Source organism: Corallococcus sp. RDP092CA, assembly GCF_041903675.1.
GTDB lineage: Bacteria > Myxococcota > Myxococcia > Myxococcales > Myxococcaceae > Corallococcus.
Genome location: NZ_JAYESI010000023.1, coordinates 89,430 through 105,196 on the forward strand (window position 1 = coordinate 89,430; position 15,767 = coordinate 105,196).

The 15,767-nt window shown below is 70.4% G+C and carries 15 protein-coding genes; 7 read left to right on the top strand and 8 right to left on the bottom strand.

Going from position 1 to position 15,767, the window contains the following annotated elements; translation table 11 throughout:
• The first annotated feature begins 94 nt into the window (after positions 1-94).
• Positions 95-457, top strand: coding sequence for a hypothetical protein (locus U8525_RS23565; RefSeq protein ID WP_374268547.1), 363 nt, complete (start codon positions 95-97; stop codon positions 455-457).
• 1,111 nt (positions 458-1,568) lie between these two features.
• Here the strand turns inward: U8525_RS23565 and U8525_RS23570 are convergent.
• The 4 genes from U8525_RS23570 to U8525_RS23585 form a co-directional block, all read right to left on the bottom strand.
• A complete protein-coding gene (locus tag U8525_RS23570) occupies positions 1,569-2,168 on the bottom strand; it encodes a hypothetical protein (protein ID WP_374268548.1) in 600 nt (199 codons plus the stop codon).
• A gap of 126 nt (positions 2,169-2,294) precedes the next feature.
• The gene (locus U8525_RS23575; RefSeq protein WP_374268549.1) at positions 2,295-2,495 is read right to left on the bottom strand and encodes a hypothetical protein; all 201 of its coding nucleotides are present in this window, start codon (positions 2,493-2,495) and stop codon (positions 2,295-2,297) included.
• A 79-nt stretch (positions 2,496-2,574) separates the two neighbouring features.
• Positions 2,575-3,582 carry a hypothetical protein gene (locus tag U8525_RS23580; protein WP_374268550.1) on the bottom strand — a complete coding sequence of 336 codons (1,008 nt, stop codon included), beginning with the start codon at positions 3,580-3,582 and terminating at the stop codon, positions 2,575-2,577.
• A 60-nt stretch (positions 3,583-3,642) separates the two neighbouring features.
• A complete protein-coding gene (locus U8525_RS23585) occupies positions 3,643-4,443 on the bottom strand; it encodes a hypothetical protein (protein ID WP_374268551.1) in 801 nt (266 codons plus the stop codon).
• Positions 4,444-4,498: 55 nt separating this feature from the next.
• Here U8525_RS23585 and U8525_RS23590 point away from each other — a divergent pair, with 55 nt between their 5' ends.
• Positions 4,499-5,857: a hemolysin family protein gene (locus U8525_RS23590; RefSeq protein ID WP_374268552.1), complete on the top strand. Its 1,359-nt coding sequence runs from the start codon at positions 4,499-4,501 to the stop codon at positions 5,855-5,857.
• A 4-nt stretch (positions 5,858-5,861) separates the two neighbouring features.
• Here U8525_RS23590 and U8525_RS23595 read toward each other — a convergent pair whose 3' ends face one another.
• The 3 genes from U8525_RS23595 to glgA are packed head-to-tail and all read right to left on the bottom strand — an operon-like array spanning position 5,862 to position 8,739.
• On the bottom strand, positions 5,862-6,353 hold the full coding sequence (locus tag U8525_RS23595; RefSeq protein ID WP_374268553.1) for a hypothetical protein: 492 nt from the start codon (positions 6,351-6,353) through the stop codon (positions 5,862-5,864).
• Positions 6,353-7,270: a serine/threonine protein kinase gene (locus U8525_RS23600; RefSeq protein ID WP_374268554.1), complete on the bottom strand. Its 918-nt coding sequence runs from the start codon at positions 7,268-7,270 to the stop codon at positions 6,353-6,355. Before U8525_RS23600 ends, U8525_RS23595 begins: the two co-directional genes overlap by 1 nt.
• Positions 7,271-7,305: 35 nt before the next feature.
• Positions 7,306-8,739, bottom strand: coding sequence for a glycogen synthase GlgA (gene glgA, locus U8525_RS23605; RefSeq protein ID WP_374268555.1), 1,434 nt, complete (start codon positions 8,737-8,739; stop codon positions 7,306-7,308).
• Between the two features lie 71 nt (positions 8,740-8,810).
• Between glgA and pdxH the strand changes: the two genes are divergently transcribed.
• Both pdxH and U8525_RS23615 read left to right on the top strand, forming a co-directional pair.
• A complete protein-coding gene (pdxH, locus tag U8525_RS23610) occupies positions 8,811-9,410 on the top strand; it encodes a pyridoxamine 5'-phosphate oxidase (RefSeq protein ID WP_374268556.1) in 600 nt (199 codons plus the stop codon).
• A 59-nt stretch (positions 9,411-9,469) separates the two neighbouring features.
• On the top strand, positions 9,470-11,299 hold the full coding sequence (locus U8525_RS23615; RefSeq protein ID WP_374268557.1) for a hypothetical protein: 1,830 nt from the start codon (positions 9,470-9,472) through the stop codon (positions 11,297-11,299).
• A 148-nt stretch (positions 11,300-11,447) separates the two neighbouring features.
• Here the strand turns inward: U8525_RS23615 and U8525_RS23620 are convergent, their stop codons facing one another.
• Positions 11,448-12,137 (bottom strand): SDR family oxidoreductase, encoded by a 690-nt coding sequence (locus tag U8525_RS23620; RefSeq protein WP_374268558.1) that lies wholly within the window; start codon positions 12,135-12,137, stop codon positions 11,448-11,450.
• A gap of 125 nt (positions 12,138-12,262) precedes the next feature.
• Between U8525_RS23620 and hemG the strand changes: the two genes are divergently transcribed.
• From hemG to U8525_RS23635, 3 genes are all read left to right on the top strand, one after another.
• Positions 12,263-13,663 (top strand): protoporphyrinogen oxidase, encoded by a 1,401-nt coding sequence (gene hemG / locus U8525_RS23625; protein WP_374268559.1) that lies wholly within the window; start codon positions 12,263-12,265, stop codon positions 13,661-13,663.
• A gap of 255 nt (positions 13,664-13,918) precedes the next feature.
• Positions 13,919-14,977, top strand: a complete 1,059-nt coding sequence (locus U8525_RS23630) for a sensor histidine kinase (RefSeq protein ID WP_374268560.1) — start codon at positions 13,919-13,921, stop codon at positions 14,975-14,977.
• Complete coding sequence (locus U8525_RS23635) at positions 14,974-15,750, top strand: LytR/AlgR family response regulator transcription factor (RefSeq protein ID WP_374268561.1); 777 nt, start codon at positions 14,974-14,976, stop codon at positions 15,748-15,750. Before U8525_RS23630 ends, U8525_RS23635 begins: the two co-directional genes overlap by 4 nt.
• The last annotated feature ends 17 nt before the right edge of the window (positions 15,751-15,767 follow it).

Sequence of the window (15,767 nt, forward strand, 5' to 3'; positions counted from 1 at the left end):
CGCGCCACAGGTCCCGCAGCTCAGCACTCCGCCACAGCCATTGGCGGCACTGCCGCACTCGCGCTCACCGCAGGCCTCGTAGAGCGGATATGGCGTGCAGCCACACACGTTGGGTGTGCCACCGCCTCCACAGCTCTGGACGCCCGTGCAGGCGCTGCCGCAGGTGTATGTGCCTCCGCATCCATTGCTGACCGTGCCGCAGTTCTTCCCCGCGCAGGCCGTGGCCTGGGGGATGGGGGTGCAGCCACACACGTTGGACGTGCCAGCACCACCGCAGGTCTGCGGCGAGACGCAGGTGCCGCAGGCGTACGTGCCACCACAGCCATTGGGTACCGTGCCGCAGTTCTTCCCCGCGCAGGCCATGGACTGGGGGGTGGGTGTGCAGCCACACACGTTGGGCGTGCCACCGCCGCCACAGGACTGGGGACTGGTGCAGGCTCCGGAACCGCAGGTGTGAAAGCTGCCGCATCCATCAGAGACCGTTCCGCAGTTCTTCCCCGCACAAGCGGTTTCCTTCGAAACGTAGGAACAGGTCGCGCAGACGTTGGCCACGCCTCCTCCTCCGCAGACCTGTCCCCCCTGGCAGGAGCCGCAATTCAGCGTTCCTCCACACCCATCCGAGACGCTTCCGCAGTTCTTCCCCAGCGACGCGCAGGTCGCAGCGCAACAAGCGCTCGAGCTCAGCCCGCACACCTCCCCTTCCCAACCGTCGGAGCCTTCGTCGATGAGACCGTCGCAGTCGTCATCCAGACCGTTGCAGGTCTCCAGGGTGCTGGCATTCCCATCCCCAATGCCATCGCGGTCATCATCACAGTCATTGCAGGGCAATTCCCGCGTCGCAGTCACTGGTTGGCAGGGCCCAAACGACCCGTCCATCCGGCAGGCCTGACTCCCTCCAGCGCCACAGGTTCCGCAAGCCTTTCGGCTGTCTGGCGCCAAGACACAGGTAGAACCGGCGGCGGAACAGGCGACGACACCTGAGCAGCCATTCGGCATCGTACAGGGCGCTCCGGTGAGCCCCTCGTCCACCAGGCCATCGCCGTCATCATCACAGCCGTTGCAGAGCTCACTTCGATAGGCCGTGCAGGACTGGCCATCCACCGTGAAGTCCGTGCAGGTCCTGTAGCCCGTCCGACCACAGACGTTGCAGGTCACGCTCGATTCGCCCGTGGGCATGCACTCGCCCAGCCGAGTCCCCTCGCAGAAAGCAACGCCCTTGCAGAGCCCTTGTGAGCATGTATGGGGCGACGTATCGCTCGCGCTGCATGGGCTGGCGGACACGGCCGTCGGTCCAACCATGAGCAACAACGCGAACAACACGCGTGCGGCTCTCGCACGCTCGCGGAACAACCCAATCCACTGCATGAATACGCTCCCCTCGACAGCCCACGGGCTGGTACAGCCCATGAAAGGGCTGCTCGAAGCACTCCAAGTGCGTTCGTGAGTCCGCCTGGGGGAGCACTGACTTCAGGCGAGCATAGGTATAACGGCGACGGCACAACTTATTGATTATTTCGTCCAGAAAGTCAAATCAGGCCTCATGCCAGCGTGAATGCCTGTGGGTGGATTCATGAAGGCCGGACTCCTAACGGTATTTCTGGGAAAGCCATACTCCATACCTTGCGGATCGCTTCCACCATCTGGGGCCCGTTCCCGCTGGCGATCTGCGCCCAGCAGGGGAAGTTCGCGAACACGGCTTCATGGTTCGCGGTAACCTCTCCGTGGAAGTCCATCCCGTTGTACCCGTGGATTCGAATCAGCGTCTCCAACTGGGCCCGCGCGTCCTGGCCGCGCAGCGAGAACGCAGTCGGCACCTGGCCCACGAAGTGGGGACCGAAGTCCGCGGCGGTCACGCGGATCCGCCCCTGGATGTGCTCGTTGAAGGTCTCCAGTTCCCCGGCGGGAACCCAGAGTTCCTGATGCATCCGTGCACCGACCTGCTGGACCTCGAATGTGGACGCATAAGCGTCCTCCACATCGAACACGGTGACGTAGCCGGCGCCCTCGGGGCTCGTGGCGTTCCACTCCCGGCTGATCTGCCGGGCGTACGGCTCGTTGAGCACCGGGTAGAAGATGGGCTGCTCCGGCAGACGCGGCGGAAAGCGCCGCATGCCCGACCGGTAGATCAACAACAACTCTTGAAGCCCGACGGGACGATAGAGGCGCATGGCGAGCCTTGCGATGTGAAGAAGGGCCTCTCACTTCCGGACCGCTCCACGCGAAAAGCCCCTGGATGCTGACAGCTGCATCCAAGGGCTTGAAGGTCACGACAGGATTTTCGAAACGACCGATACCTACTCTGCTCCCGGCAAGGGGCCCTCGGTGGTATCGAATTTCCGCACCGACTCGCCGAACGAGGGGTCGAACCGGAGCAGGTCTTCCAGATTGCCTCGGAACGTTTCCGTCTGGTCTTGCGTGTCCAGCATCAGCACCGCCAGGTATTCCATGACGTCGAGCACGTTCCCAAGCTCATGGCCCCGCCCCTCGTAGGCCATGGAACGGGCGGAGCTCATCGCACTGTGAATCGCTAGAAGCGCCGCCCGATGCTTCGAGGCCGGAATCACCGCGTCCCCCCTACTTCTTGCACGGGGACAGCGTGCGCTTCGCGTGGATGAGGTCCTCTTCCGTAGGACTCCCGTACCGCACGGCCTTCGGCGCGGCCTTCAGCTTCTGGTAGTCGTACGCATAGAGCACGCCCATCTCCCGGCTCAGGATGTAGCGCAGGCCGCTGAAGTCCCAGAGGCCTCCGAAGAGCTGCCCTCCCGGCTTGAGCGGCGTCAGCGCCGTGCCCTCCGGCGTGCGCAGGAGCAGCATGGACAGGTCATCCGTCGCCCAGTTGCACGGGTTGCTGCCATTGCGGTGCAGATAGGACACCGTCAAATCGAACGCGCCCTCGCCCTCGTCGCCCGTCACGCCGAAGTACTCCCACAGCCGCGCGCACTCCGGCGCCGCGCAGTCCTGCGGCGGCACGTGCTCCGCGTAGTCCGGCGGGATGCCGTCCGACTCCTTGCCAATCACGCTCCGGTTGGGCCGGCGCAGCACGCACCCCGTGGGCTCCTCCTTCTGCCGCAGCGCGATGGGCGTCCCCGCGAGCCGCCCGGGAGGCAGCACCTCGCACTCCATCGCCAGCTCCGCCATCAGGTACGTCTGGCGATCCTCGTCCGTCCCCATCCGCACCGCCCAGTACGCGATGGGCGTGCCCTTGCACGCCTTCGACTTCTCCTTGCCGAACACCCAGATGGGCGCCTTCGTGGTGTCCAGCGCGCCCAGCTTCTTCGCCTGCTCCATGGGCACCGGCTTCACCCCGGAGCGGCTGCGCGCCCCCGCCTGGAAGAACTTGTCCTTCGAGGGCGGGATGATGGCCTGGTGCACCAGCCAGCCCAGCCGGTCGATGCCCACCTGCCCCATGGGCGTCATCGGCAGGAACTCCGGCTTCGCCGGGCAGCCCCGGTCCGGCTCCGGCAGGTCCACCACCACCGCCGAGCCGTCATCCACATCATCCGTCTGCGCCCACGCGGCCCCCGGCCCCACCGTCAGCGCCAGCACCAGCGCGAGCCCCGCGCGCTTCACTCCGTTCGTCATTCCGTCGGACCTCCACCCCCGGTCATACCGCAAGCGGAAGCCCTCGGCGCGCCCCCTCGCTCAGCGCGGCTTCTTCGGAGCCGCCTTGCGCTTCACCGGCGCTGGAGGCGGCGGCACCCCGGCGTCCGCCGGCACGTCCGCCACCGTGGCGTCGAGCGCCTCCTGCTTCGCGGCGTCATCCGGCTTCGGCGGCGCCTCCACCTCCGTGCGGTCCTCCAGCGGCACGCGGCCCACCGCGCGGTTGAACAGCTCCCACAGCGCCTTGCGGTGGCCCTCGCGGTCCGTCTTCCCGGACAGCACCAGCCCCGCGCCGCTGTAGCGCACCGTCAGCCCCGGCGGCATCCCCGCCGCGAAGTCCTCCAGCTGCGCCTGGAGCTGCGGCACCGCGAACGTCAGCTCCAGCTCCTTCGCCAGGTACGCGTGCGTCTTGAGGAACGTGCGCAGCGCCAGCCGACACGCGGTGTCGTTCACCGTCGCCGTCAGGCTCGGCTCCGCGCCCTCCGTGGCCTTCAGGTCCGGGCACGCCTTCTTCGCCGCCGCCAGCTCCGCCCCGGTGTTCTGCAGCTCGATGGGGCCCACCATCACCCGCCACACGGCGAAGCGCCCCTCCGCATACAGCAGCACCCGCGCGATGCCCGCGGCGTGGGGCGTCAGCAGCAGCTCGCCGCTCTGGGGCAGCGCCTCCGCCGTCACCACGCCGGGCGCGTCCGACTCCGCCCAGTCCACCGCGGTGAGCTTCTGGAAGGTCTCCTTGCCGGGCTCCAGCGTCAGGGCCTGGTCCACCGGCCAGGCCCTGGCCGCCGAGGGCGCCGCCAGCGCGCCCAGCAGTCCGCCAATGACGTACATCCGACGTCCCCGCATGGTGCCTCCCGCCAGGGTGGTATGCCCCTCTAGCACGGGATAAGAACCTCTCCCTATGCCTACCTGGACCCTCTGGGTCGCCTGCCTGGCCCTCTGCTTCATGAGGTCCCTGGTCGCCGCCGCGGAGTCCGCGCTCTATGGGACGTCCGAACTGCGCGCCCAGGAGCTCGCGGAGGAGAGCCAGAGCGTCTCCGCCCGCCGGGTGCTCCGCCACAAGACGGACCGTGAACCCGCCGCCACCGCCCTGCGCCTGGGCATGGTGCTGTCCGGCTTCCTCGCCGCCGCCATCGGCGCCTTCGTCCCGCCGCGCCTCCTGGACTTCAGCCACTACGCCGAGGCCGCCTGGGTGCCCGTCGCCACGGTGTGCGCGGGCGCCCTCTTCGTGGGCGTGCTCGCCAGCCTCATGGAGGTGACGCTGCGCGGCCTGGCCAACGGCAACGCGGAGCGCTGGGCCCTGCGCCTGTCGGGGCTCGTGTCCCTGCTGGTGGCCGTGCTCTACCCGCCCATGCGCCTGATGCTGGGCCTGCTCAACCTGGGCGCCCGCACCATGGGCCGCCCCCTGCGCTTCGAGCCGCCCCCGCCGCCCCTGGAGGAGTTGGAGAAGCTGCTCGCCGCCCAGGCCGCGCGCAACGAGGTGGACAAGAGCGCCCCGCAGCTCATCCGCTCCATCTTCGAGCTGTCCGACAAGCGCTGCCGCGACGTGATGGTCAACCGCACGGACGTCGTCTCCGTGGACGTCACCACGCCGCCGGACGAGGTGCTGCGCATCCTGGCGGAGGAGAACCACTCGCGCATCCCCATCTACAAGGACGACGTGGACCACATCGTCGGCGTGCTGCACGCGCGCGACCTCATCCCGCTGCTCCAGCACCCGGAGCTCATCGTCCTGCAGGACATCATCCGCCCCGCCCACTTCGTGCCGTGGATGAAGCCCGTGGGCGACCTGCTGCGCGACATGCAGAAGCGGAAGATCCACATGGCCATGGTCGTCGACGAGTACGGCGGCTTCATGGGCGTCGTCACCCTGGAGGACATCCTCCGCGAGATCGTGGGCGACATCGGCGACGAGTTCGAGGTGGAGGAGAAGCTCGTCGAGAAGATGGCCGACGGCAGCTCGCTGGTGGACGCCGCCATGGAGGTGGATCAGTTCACCCAGGTCTTCGGCTTCCCCCTGCCGGAGGGCGACTTCGACACGCTCGGCGGCTACCTGTCCTCGCTCGCGGGCCACCTGCCGGACGTGGGCGAGCGCTTCACCTACAACGGCTGGCAGTTCGTCGTGGCCACCAAGGAGGGCGCCCGCATCGACCGCGTGCGGATGTCCCGCATCAAGAGCCTCGCCCCCGGCGGGGACGGACAGGCGGGCCCGCCGCGACAGGCCTCCGACCCCGGCGCGGCTCCGGACGCCAAGGGCTGAGGGCTCAGGGCGCCGGGCTGGACTCCCCGCCCGGCATCCACGCGATGTCCAGCGAGCGCGCGTCCTGGAAGGGCGCGCGCCGCTCGGAGCCGCCGAAGCGCAGCACCACGCCCCCCGCCACCCGCACCGCGTGCGAGCCCCGCTCCGGGCGGCCGCCGCCGCGCGCCACCGCCAGCGGGAAGCGGACCTCCAGGGGGACCTCGCCGTGGCCGTCCAGGGGAACGCCCATCACCTGCTCGCCCGTGGCCACGCGCCGCCCGTCCACGCGCAGGTCGAAGTCCACGCGGACGAGCGTGGCCGCGTCCGACGACGGGTTCTTCACCTGGAGCTTCAGCGTGAGCACCCCGGCGCCCTCCCGCGTGAAGGCCACGTCCACCGCCTCCACCCGCACCGCCTCGTCGTAGGCGCGCGGGCTGAAGGGCACCACGCCCAGGCAGCCGGAGAGGCCCAGGGCGCAGCCCAGCCCCAGCCCGAGCACCGCCCGGCGCGAGCGCATCAGCCGCCCAACAGAGGCTGCAGCGCCTCCACCGTCAGGGGCCAGCCCGCGCGGCGCGCCAGCACCTCCAGCGCCTTGATGAACTCCGCCGCGGTCTGGAAGCGGCGCGCGCGGTCCGCGAACAGCGCCTTGCGCGCCACCCGCGCCGCGTAGTCCGGCAGGTCCGGCGCCAGCGAGGACAGCAGCGGCACGCGCGCGTCGCGCACCTGGTGCATGAGCTGCGCTTCGTTGTCGCCGGTGAAGAGGCGGCGGCCGGCCCACAGCTCCCACAGCATGACGCCCACCGCGTACAGGTCCGTGCGCGCGTCCACCGCCTGCCCCAGCACCTGCTCCGGGCTCATGTACGGCAGCGTGCCGCGCAGCGCGCCCGAGTCGCCGCGCATCATCCCCTCCACCTCCGCCACGCCGAAGTCGGTGAGCTTCACGTCGCCCTGGACGCCCAGGAGCACGTTGGCGGGGTTCACGTCGCGGTGGACGATGGTGGCGCCGTTCTCCCCCACCTTGGCGCGGTGGATGTAGTCCAGCGCCTTGAGCACGCACCACGCGATGTAGCAGGCGGACTCCGGCGGCATCGCGGCGCCCGCCTTGATCAGCAGCTCCTGCATGTAGCCCAGCGTCCGGCCGCTCACGAGCTCCTGCACCATGAGGTAGTCCGGCCCGGCGCGGAACAGCCGGTACGTCCGCACGATGTGCGCGTTGCGCAGGCGCACCGTCAGCTTCGCCTCGTCGACGAAGGCCTTCACATACGCGGGGTCGTTGCGGAAGGACGGGTGCAGCCGCTTGATGACCACTTCCTCGGGCTCGCCCGGGGAGCGCTGGGTCGTCTCACGGGCACGCGCCTGATACACCTCGGCCATGCCACCGACCGCCAGCCGGCCGACCACTTCATAGCCACCCAGGTCCGGAGCTTCCGCCACGGAGCAAGTTTAACGCGGATCCAGGAGGGGCCCCACTATTCATCCACCAGCGCGTGGAAGAGGGCGTCGTACTTCCGGGCGGACGCGGTCCAGGAGAAGTCCTTGCCCATGCCCCGCACCTGGAAGTTCCCCAGCCGTGCGGGGTCCGCGTACAGGGAGAGCGCCCGGCGGATGGCCGCGAGGAGCGCCGCGCGGTGGAAGGCCTCGAAGAGGATGCCGTTGCCGTCCAGCCCCCCCTCCACCGTGTCCACCAGCCCGCCCGTGGCCCGGACGATGGGCACCGTGCCGTAGCGCAGGGAATACATCTGGTTCAGCCCACACGGCTCGTAGCGGCTGGGCATGAGGAAGAAATCCGATCCGGCCTCCACCAGATGTGACAGTTCCGGGTCGAACCCGATGCGCACGCCCACCTGCCTCGGGAAGCGGGCCTGCAACGTCCGCAGCCCCTCCTCCAGGACGGGATCGCCGTTGCCCACCGCCACGAACCTCAGGTCCGCCTGGAGCGCCGCGGGCAGCGTCTCCAGGAGCAGGTCCACGCCCTTCTGCCACGCCAGCCGGCTGACGATGCCGAACACCGGCGCGGTGCCTTGCGTGGGCAGGCCGAAGCGCTCCAGCAGCGCGCGCTTGCACACGGCCTTCCCGGTCATGTCGTCCGGGCCGTAGCGCGCCGGCAGGAAGAAGTCCGTCTGGGGGTTCCACTCGTGCGCGTCGATGCCGTTGAGGATGCCGGTGAGCGCGTGCGAGCGGCGGCGCAGCAGGCCCTCCAGCCCGTAGCCCTGCTCCGGCGTCTGGATCTCCCGCGCGTAGGTGGGCGACACGGTGGTGAGCGCCTCGGAGTAGACGAGCCCCGCCTTGAGGAAGTTGACGTGGTCGTAGAACTCCACGCCCTCGGGGGTGAAGAGGTCCCACGGCAGCCCCAGGTCCTCCATGGTCCGCTTGGGGAACTGCCCCTGGTATGCCAGGTTGTGGATGGTGAAGACGCACTTCGCGCGGGCGAGCGGCGTGCCCTGGAAGCCCCGGCGCAGGGCCACGGGGACCAGGCCCGTCTGCCAGTCGTGCAGGTGGATGATGTCCGGGAAGAAGCGCAGGCGCTGCGCGGCCTGGAGCGCGCCCACGCACAGGTAGGCGAAGCGGCGGGGGTTGTCCGCGAACTCACCGCCCGCGTCGCCGTAGAGGCCCTTGCGGCCGCCGAAGAAGGCCTCGTTCTCCAGGAAGAGGACCTCCAGGCGCTCGGACAGGCGCGCGGACAGGATGGGGCCGCCCGACTCGCCGAAGGGGAAGCGCAGCACCAGCGACTGGCCGGTGGGCAGCAGCTGGCCGGTGTTGCGCACGTCCTGGTAGCGGGGCGTGACGATCTTCACGTCGTGCCCCAGGCCGGCGAGCGCCGTGGGCAGGGCCCCGGCCACGTCGCCCAGTCCCCCCGTCTTCGAGAAGGGGGTGACCTCCGAGGCGATGAAGAGGATCTTCATGAGGCCCGCCATTGCGTGCGAGTCCCGACAGGGAGTCAACCGCGAACGTGCGCGCGGGGGCGCGGTTTCCTATGGTGCGCCGCGTGACGACGATCCCTCCCGACCCCCTCCAGCGCTTCGCGGACCTCTTCGCCCAGGCGAAGGCGGCCATCCCCGTGGACCCCAACGCCATGGTGGTGGCGTCGGTGGACGACCAGGGCCGCCCCAGCTCACGCGTGGTCCTGCTCAAGGACTTCGATGCGCGCGGCTTCGTCTTCTTCACCAACCTCCACAGCCGCAAGGGGCGTCAGCTCACCGCGCACCCGTTCGCGGCCCTGTGCTTCCACTGGCAGCCCCTGGAGCAGCAGGTGCGCATCGAGGGCCGCGTGGAGCAGGTGTCGGACGCGGAGGCGGACGCGTACTTCCAGAGCCGTCCGCGCGGCAGCCAGATTGGCGCGTGGGCCAGCCTCCAGAGCGAGGAGCTGCCCTCACGCGAACTATTGGATCAGCGCGTGGCGGAGGTCGAGGCGCGCTTCCAGGGTCGCCCGGTGGAGCGCCCGCCGCACTGGAGCGGCTTCCGCGTGGTGCCGGACCGCATCGAGTTCTGGCACGCCCGCCCCAGCCGGCTGCACGAGCGCAACGTGTACCTGCGCGACGGCGCGGGCTGGAAGACGCAGCTGCTCTTTCCCTGAGCAGGGGACCGGGAGGCCCTGGCTTCCAGGCGCTCGCCGCTTCCCCGTAGCATGCCGCCATGCTGGACATGGACATGGTGGCGAGGCTGGCCGCGTGGGCCGCGGGCCTGGAGGAAGAGGGCGCGGAGGCCCTGGTACAGGAAGCCCTGGAGCGCGTGGAGCGGGACGGCGAGGAGGAGACCGTCGCCTGGCTGGAGATGTACGTCCAGTGCATCGCGGAGGACCGGGCCGCGCTGTTCGGCCAGTACATCCAGGACGCCGTGCGCGAGGCCCAGCGACAGGCCGCCATCACCGTGCAGGCCGCCGTCCGCGGCTGGCTGGCCCGCCGGGAGCTGGAGCGCCAGGAACAGGCGGCCACCGTCATCCAGAGCGCCGTGCGCGGGCATCAGGCGCGCAAGGAGCTGGAGGCCCAGCGCGAGGCCGCGACGAAGATCCAAGCGCTCGTCCGCGGGCATCAGGCGCGCAAGGAACTGGAGGCCCAGCGCGAGGCCGCGACGAAGATCCAAGCGCTCGTCCGCGGGCATCAGGCGCGCAAGGAGCTCCAGGAGCAGCGGGACGCCGCGACGAAGCTCCAAGCGCTCGTGCGGTCCTATCAGGCGCGCAAGGAGTTCCAGGAGCTGAAGACCGCCACGGTGAAGCTCCAGGCCCAGCTGCGGGCCTGGGAGGCCCGGCGTGAGCTCGCGCGGCTGAAGGAGGAGAAGCTGCGCAACGACAGCGCCACCGTCATCCAGTCCGCGTTCCGGGGGTGGGTCCAGCGCAAGAAGTATCAGGCCACCCTCAAGTTCTACGACGACCAGGAAGAGGACTCGCGGAGCGTCAAGAGCCCGGCGCTGAAGATCAACAGCACCGTGACGCTGCCGGGCCACCGCGTGCTGGCGGTCTACATCGCCGTGGTGAAGGACACGCTCAAGCTGTTCTACGAGGACGCGCACAAGCCCGCCATCCCGCGAAACAAGCACCTGGTGCAGGTGGACACGCACCCCACGCGGGACGGCTGGCTGACCGCGTGGGCGAAGCTCGCGTGGAAGGACCTGTACGCCTCACAGGACAGGCGGGACAAGCCCGCGAAGGTCTCGGGCGAGAGCTTTCCCTGTATCGGACAGGTGCAGATCAACGGCACCAAGCCGCACTTCATCGAGGAGAAGCTCTGGGTCAAGGTCGGGCGCACGGACCGGGCCACGCGCTACAACGACCTGGGTGACGGCCTCGCCCTGGTGAAGAGCGCGAAGGACCGGGCGAAGGGCATCCGCAAGGTGCTCACCGGCGACCTCACCGGCGTGGACGACATCGAGATGGAGGCCGCGCTGGCCATGCTGGGCGCGGAGACGGCCCGCAACCCCCGCTCCTATGGCGTGGGCCTGATGCTGCTCGACCTGGTGGAGAACGAGGTCAAGTACGGCAACGACAAGTCCTATACCTGGAGCCTCATCCTCGGCTCGAACTTCCACACCGGGGAGAGCGAGGCGCGGTACATCGAGCGCAAGACGGGCTACCAGGAGAACCCGCGCGGGGGCTGGGATGTCGTCGACGCGGACAAGGCCGACCGCTGGGATCAGTTCGACACGACCCTGAAGAACCAGGCGCCCCCCAAGTTCCACACCTCCCCGGTGAAGGCGCTGTGGGCGGGGAAGTGGCCCATGTCCCCTTCCGCCTCCATGTCCCTGGGCGGCTACGACGTGGCCACGCCCACCAGCGACAGCGAGCTCAACGTCGTGCAGTACAAGGAGCTCAAGACGATCCTCAAGTGGTACCGGTTCGTCATGCGCGGCATCGACGTCACCGCCACCCACGCCGGCGAGGCCGAGGCCCAGCTCGCGAAGCTGCTCCGCCTCCGGCTGCTGTCCACCCGGGTGATGGACAACACCCACCTGAAGCGGACCTGGGTGTAGCCCTCCGCCCTCCACCGCCGCGCACGACGAGCCGGGGACGAGGGCGGTCAAGCGCCAGCGCGGGCCTCGTCCCCGGGGGCCGCTGCCTGCCTGTCCCCAGGGGCAGGCGCGCGCGCCGCGGACGACAGTGACCCTGTCCCGCGGATCACTACCAGGGCACCTCCGCGCCCTCGTAGTCGAAGAACCGGCCGGAGTGCTCCAGCGAGATGCTGTCGATCACCTGCAGCATCCCGCGCACGGACTCCTCCGCCGGCAGCGGCGCGTCCTGGCCGCCCATGTCCGTCTGCACCCAACCCGGATGCAGCAGCACGAACGCCAGGCCCTCGCGTCGCAGGTCGTTGGACATGGAGCGCACGCCCATGTTCAGCGCGGCCTTGGACATGCGGTAGGCATACGCGCCGCCCTCCGTGTTGCTGGAGAGCGACCCCATGCGCGAGGTGACGTTCGCCACCTTGCGCCCCATTCCCTGGCGCAGCGCGGGCAGGAGCGCGGAGGTGATCCGCAGCGGCCCGAGCGCGTTCACCTCGATGGTGCGCGCCAGGTCCTCGTAGTCCAGCTCGTGCAGCCCCACCCACTGGCCGGCCACCCCGGCGTTGTTGATCAGCACGTCCACCGGCTCACGGCAGACGCGCTCCGCGAAGGCCCGCACGCTGTCCCCGTGGGTGACGTCCAGCGTGTGGATCCTCAGGCGGTTGCCGGCCTCCAGGAGCAGCGGCTCCAGCCGGCGCGCCAGCTCCGGAGCTCGCACACCCGCGTCCACCGTTTCTCCCCGCCGCAGCAGCTGCTGCACGAACTCGAAACCGATGCCACGGCTCGCTCCCGTGATGACATAGCGCATGCCTGTATTAACGCGCCGGGTGGCGCTCCTTGGCAAAGCTCTTGCCTTCGCACCCAGGCGCCCGGACATGCTCACCCCAGGACACGGGTAGGAATTACCCAGGACGTCGGCAGGAGTCGAACGACATGACGGTCGCGGTCATTGGAGGAGGCATCACCGGGCTCGCATTGGCCTATCGATTGCGGGCTCGCGGTACTGATGCCGTGGTGCTGGAGTCGACGTCACGCGTGGGTGGAAACGTGCAAACCCACGCACGCGAGGGCTACGTGCTGGAGGCGGGACCCAACAGTTTCCTGGACCGCGAACCCACGATGCGTGAACTGGCGGAGTCGCTGGGAGTGTCAGCTCGCATTCGTCCGGCGGATGCAGCGGCAAAAAACCGCTACGTCTTCACGCGCGGCGCGCTGCGGACCCTGCCCACGTCCCCCCCCGCGTTCCTGAAATCCGACATCCTCCCCCTTGCTTCCCGCGCGCGGGTGGTCGGGGAGCTGCTCAGCGGACGCAACCCCACGGGTGCGGACGAGTCGCTGGCGCAGCTGGGGCGGCGCCACCTGGGACGTGAGGCGACGTCGGTGCTGCTGGACGCGATGCAGACCGGCACCTACGCGGGAGACATGGAGCAGCTCAGCGCGGAGGCCACGTTCCCGCAGCTCGTGAAGCTCGAGCGCGAGCACCGCAGCCTCATCCTCGGCGCCATCCGCGCGCAGCGAGCGGCGCGCCGGGCGAGGGCCTCGGGCGCGGTGGAGGCGGGCCCCCGGCTCAGCGGGCAGATGAGCACGTTCGACGGCGGCCTGGGCGTGCTGGTGGACGCGCTGGCGAAGGCGCTGGGCGACGTGGTGCGCACGGACGCGAAGGTGGAGGGACTGGAGCGCTCGGCCGACGGCTGGAGGGTGCGCTTCCTGGAGCGCGGCCAGCCGGCGGAGCTGAGCGCGTCGCACGTGGTGCTGGCGGTGCCCGCGCCCGTGGCGGCGTCGCTGGTGCGCCCGCTGGACGCGGAGCTGGCGGCGAAGGCGGACGCCATCCCCTACGCGCCCATCGCCGTGGTGCACCTGGGCTTCGCGCCGGGCACGGTGCCGACGCCGGACGGGTTCGGGTTCCTGGTGCCGGCGGCGGAGGGCAAGGCGGTGCTGGGCACCATCCACGTCTCCACCACGTTCCCCTTCCGCGCGGAGGGCGGGCGCGTGCTGCTCACGTGCCTGATGGGCGGCGCGCGCCGGCCAGACCTCGTGGCGTGGGACGAGGCCGCGCTGGTGGCGCTGGCGCGCGAGGAGCTGAAGGCGATGGCGGGCCTCACCGCGACGCCGGAGCTGACGGAGGTCATCCGCTGGCCGCTCGGGATCCCGCAGTACACCGTGGGACACCTGGAGCGCCTGTCCGCGATGGAGGCGCGGCTGAAGCGCTGGCCCGGCCTGCACCTCGCCGGCAACGCGTACCGGGGCGTGGGCGTCAACGACTGCATCCGGGAGGCGTCGCGGCTGGCGGAGGTGCTGGGAGGGCCCGCGGCGGCAACCACCCGGAGCGCCTGAGCGACCGCTCACCCAGGCCCCGCGACGGCCGGGGGCCTCCCTCCCCGAAAGGCCCCTGGGTCGCCGGCAGAGTGCGTGGGCATGTTTCATGGACACCGGAGGCGCCCCCCATGTTCTCACTTCACTCGCCGCTCCTGTCCATGCTCGCCGTCGTCTTCTTCCCCGCGCTCCTCGCCGGAACGCTCGTCCTGGAGCTCGTCCCCGCGCCCGTCCCCCGGCGCTAGGACGCGGGACGGTGTAGCCTCCGCCTTCCGCATGCCCGAGACGCCGTCGGAAGGCTCCATCGTTCGCGCCACGCTGCGCGCCCTCGTCGCGCCGTGGCGGCTGGTCCCCATCGTCCTGGTGTCGCTGCCGCTGCTCGCGGCGCAGGTGCGCTGGAGCGTGGATCCTCGCGCGATCTGGATCGGGCTCCTGCTGTGCCTCCTGTGCGTCGCGGTCGCGCCCGTGTCGTACCGGGTGCTGTTCCCCGAGGGGCTGGACCTGAGCCATGGCGGCATCCGCCTGCTGCTCTACGCGGCGGTGGGCAGCGGCGTGGTGCTGTCCGTGGGCTACGCCCTGCCGCGCGTCACGCAGATGCAGCCCACGTTCCTGTCGGAGCCGTACAACCTGGCCATCTGCGGCGGCCTGTTCCTCGTGGCGGGCTGGGGGCTGGGGCGGGACATCGGCTTCGAGGAGACGCTGGCCCGCGAGCGGGCCCGCGCCACCCGCTTCGCCTGGGAGGCGGAGCAGGCGCAGCTGCTGGCGCTGCGCAGCCACCTGGATCCGCACTTCCTCTTCAACACGCTCAACGCCATCGCGGAGTGGTGCCGCGAGGACGGCGCCGTCGCCGAGGCCGCCGTGCTGCGGCTGTCCACGATGCTCCGCTCGGTGCTCGCGGGCGTGCGCAGCGTCTCCTGGCCGCTGTCGCAGGAGCTGGAGCTGATGCGCACGCTCTTCGACCTGCACCTCTTGCGCGACCCGGACCTGTTCCACTTGCGCGTGGACGTGGCGGACGGCCTCTCGGACGTGCCCGTGCCGCCGCTGGTGCTGCTGCCCCTGGCGGAGAACGCGGTGAAGCACGGCCCGGCGGCCGGCCACCGGGGCGCACTCAGCGTGGACGTGGCCGCGCGCGAGGGGGCGGTCGTCGTCTCCATCGACAACCCGGGGGCGTCCAGGGGTCCGCGCGAGGGCAGCGTGGGCCTGCCCACCGTGGAGCGGCGGCTGGCGCTGGCCTATGGCGGCCGCGCGCTCCTGTCCCTGGAGAGCGCCGACGGGCGCACCCGCGTCACCGTCACCCTGCCCCGCCAGGGCCCCCAACCCGGAGTCCTCACGTGAGAGAGCCCCTGCGCGTCCTCATCGCCGACGATGAGCTGCTGGCCCGCAAGCGCCTGACGCGCCTGCTGGCCGCGCTGCCGGACGTGAGCGTCTGTGGCGAGGCGGTGGATGGGGACTCGGTGCTCGCGGCGGTGCGCGCGGGCGGCGTTGACGTGGTGCTGCTGGACATCCACATGCCGGGCCTGAGCGGGCTGGACGCGATGGCGCTGCTGCCGGAAGGCGGGCCGCACGTCATCTTCTGCACCGCCCACGCGGAGCACGCGGTGAACGCCTTCGAGCACGGCGCGGTGGACTACGTCCTCAAGCCCGTGGAGGCGGCGCGCTTGCAGAAGGCGCTGGAGCGCGCGCGGGCGCGGCTGCCTTCGCGGCTGAAGCCCGTCCCGGTGACGGCGCCGGTGGCGACAGCGGCGGAGAAGCCGGCCCTGACGCGGCTGCCCATCCCGACGCGGCAGGGGCTGGTGCTGGTGTCGCCGGACGCCATCTCGCACGCGTCGCTGGAGGACGAGCTGGTGACGGTGTTCACCGCGCAGGGCGACTTCCTCACCGACTTCACGCTCAACGAGCTGGCGGACAAGCTGCCCGCGGAGCACTTCCACCGCGTGCACCGCCGCGCGCTGCTCAACCTGGCGCACGTGACCCGGCTGGAGCCGCTGGAGACGGGCGGCTACCTGGCGCGCACGGCGAGAGGTCACGCGGTGGAGGTGAGCCGTCAGTCCGCGCGCGAGCTGCGCCGCATGCTGGGCCTGCGCAAGGGCGCGGAGGACGAAGGCTGAGGTGCAGGCGCCCGCAG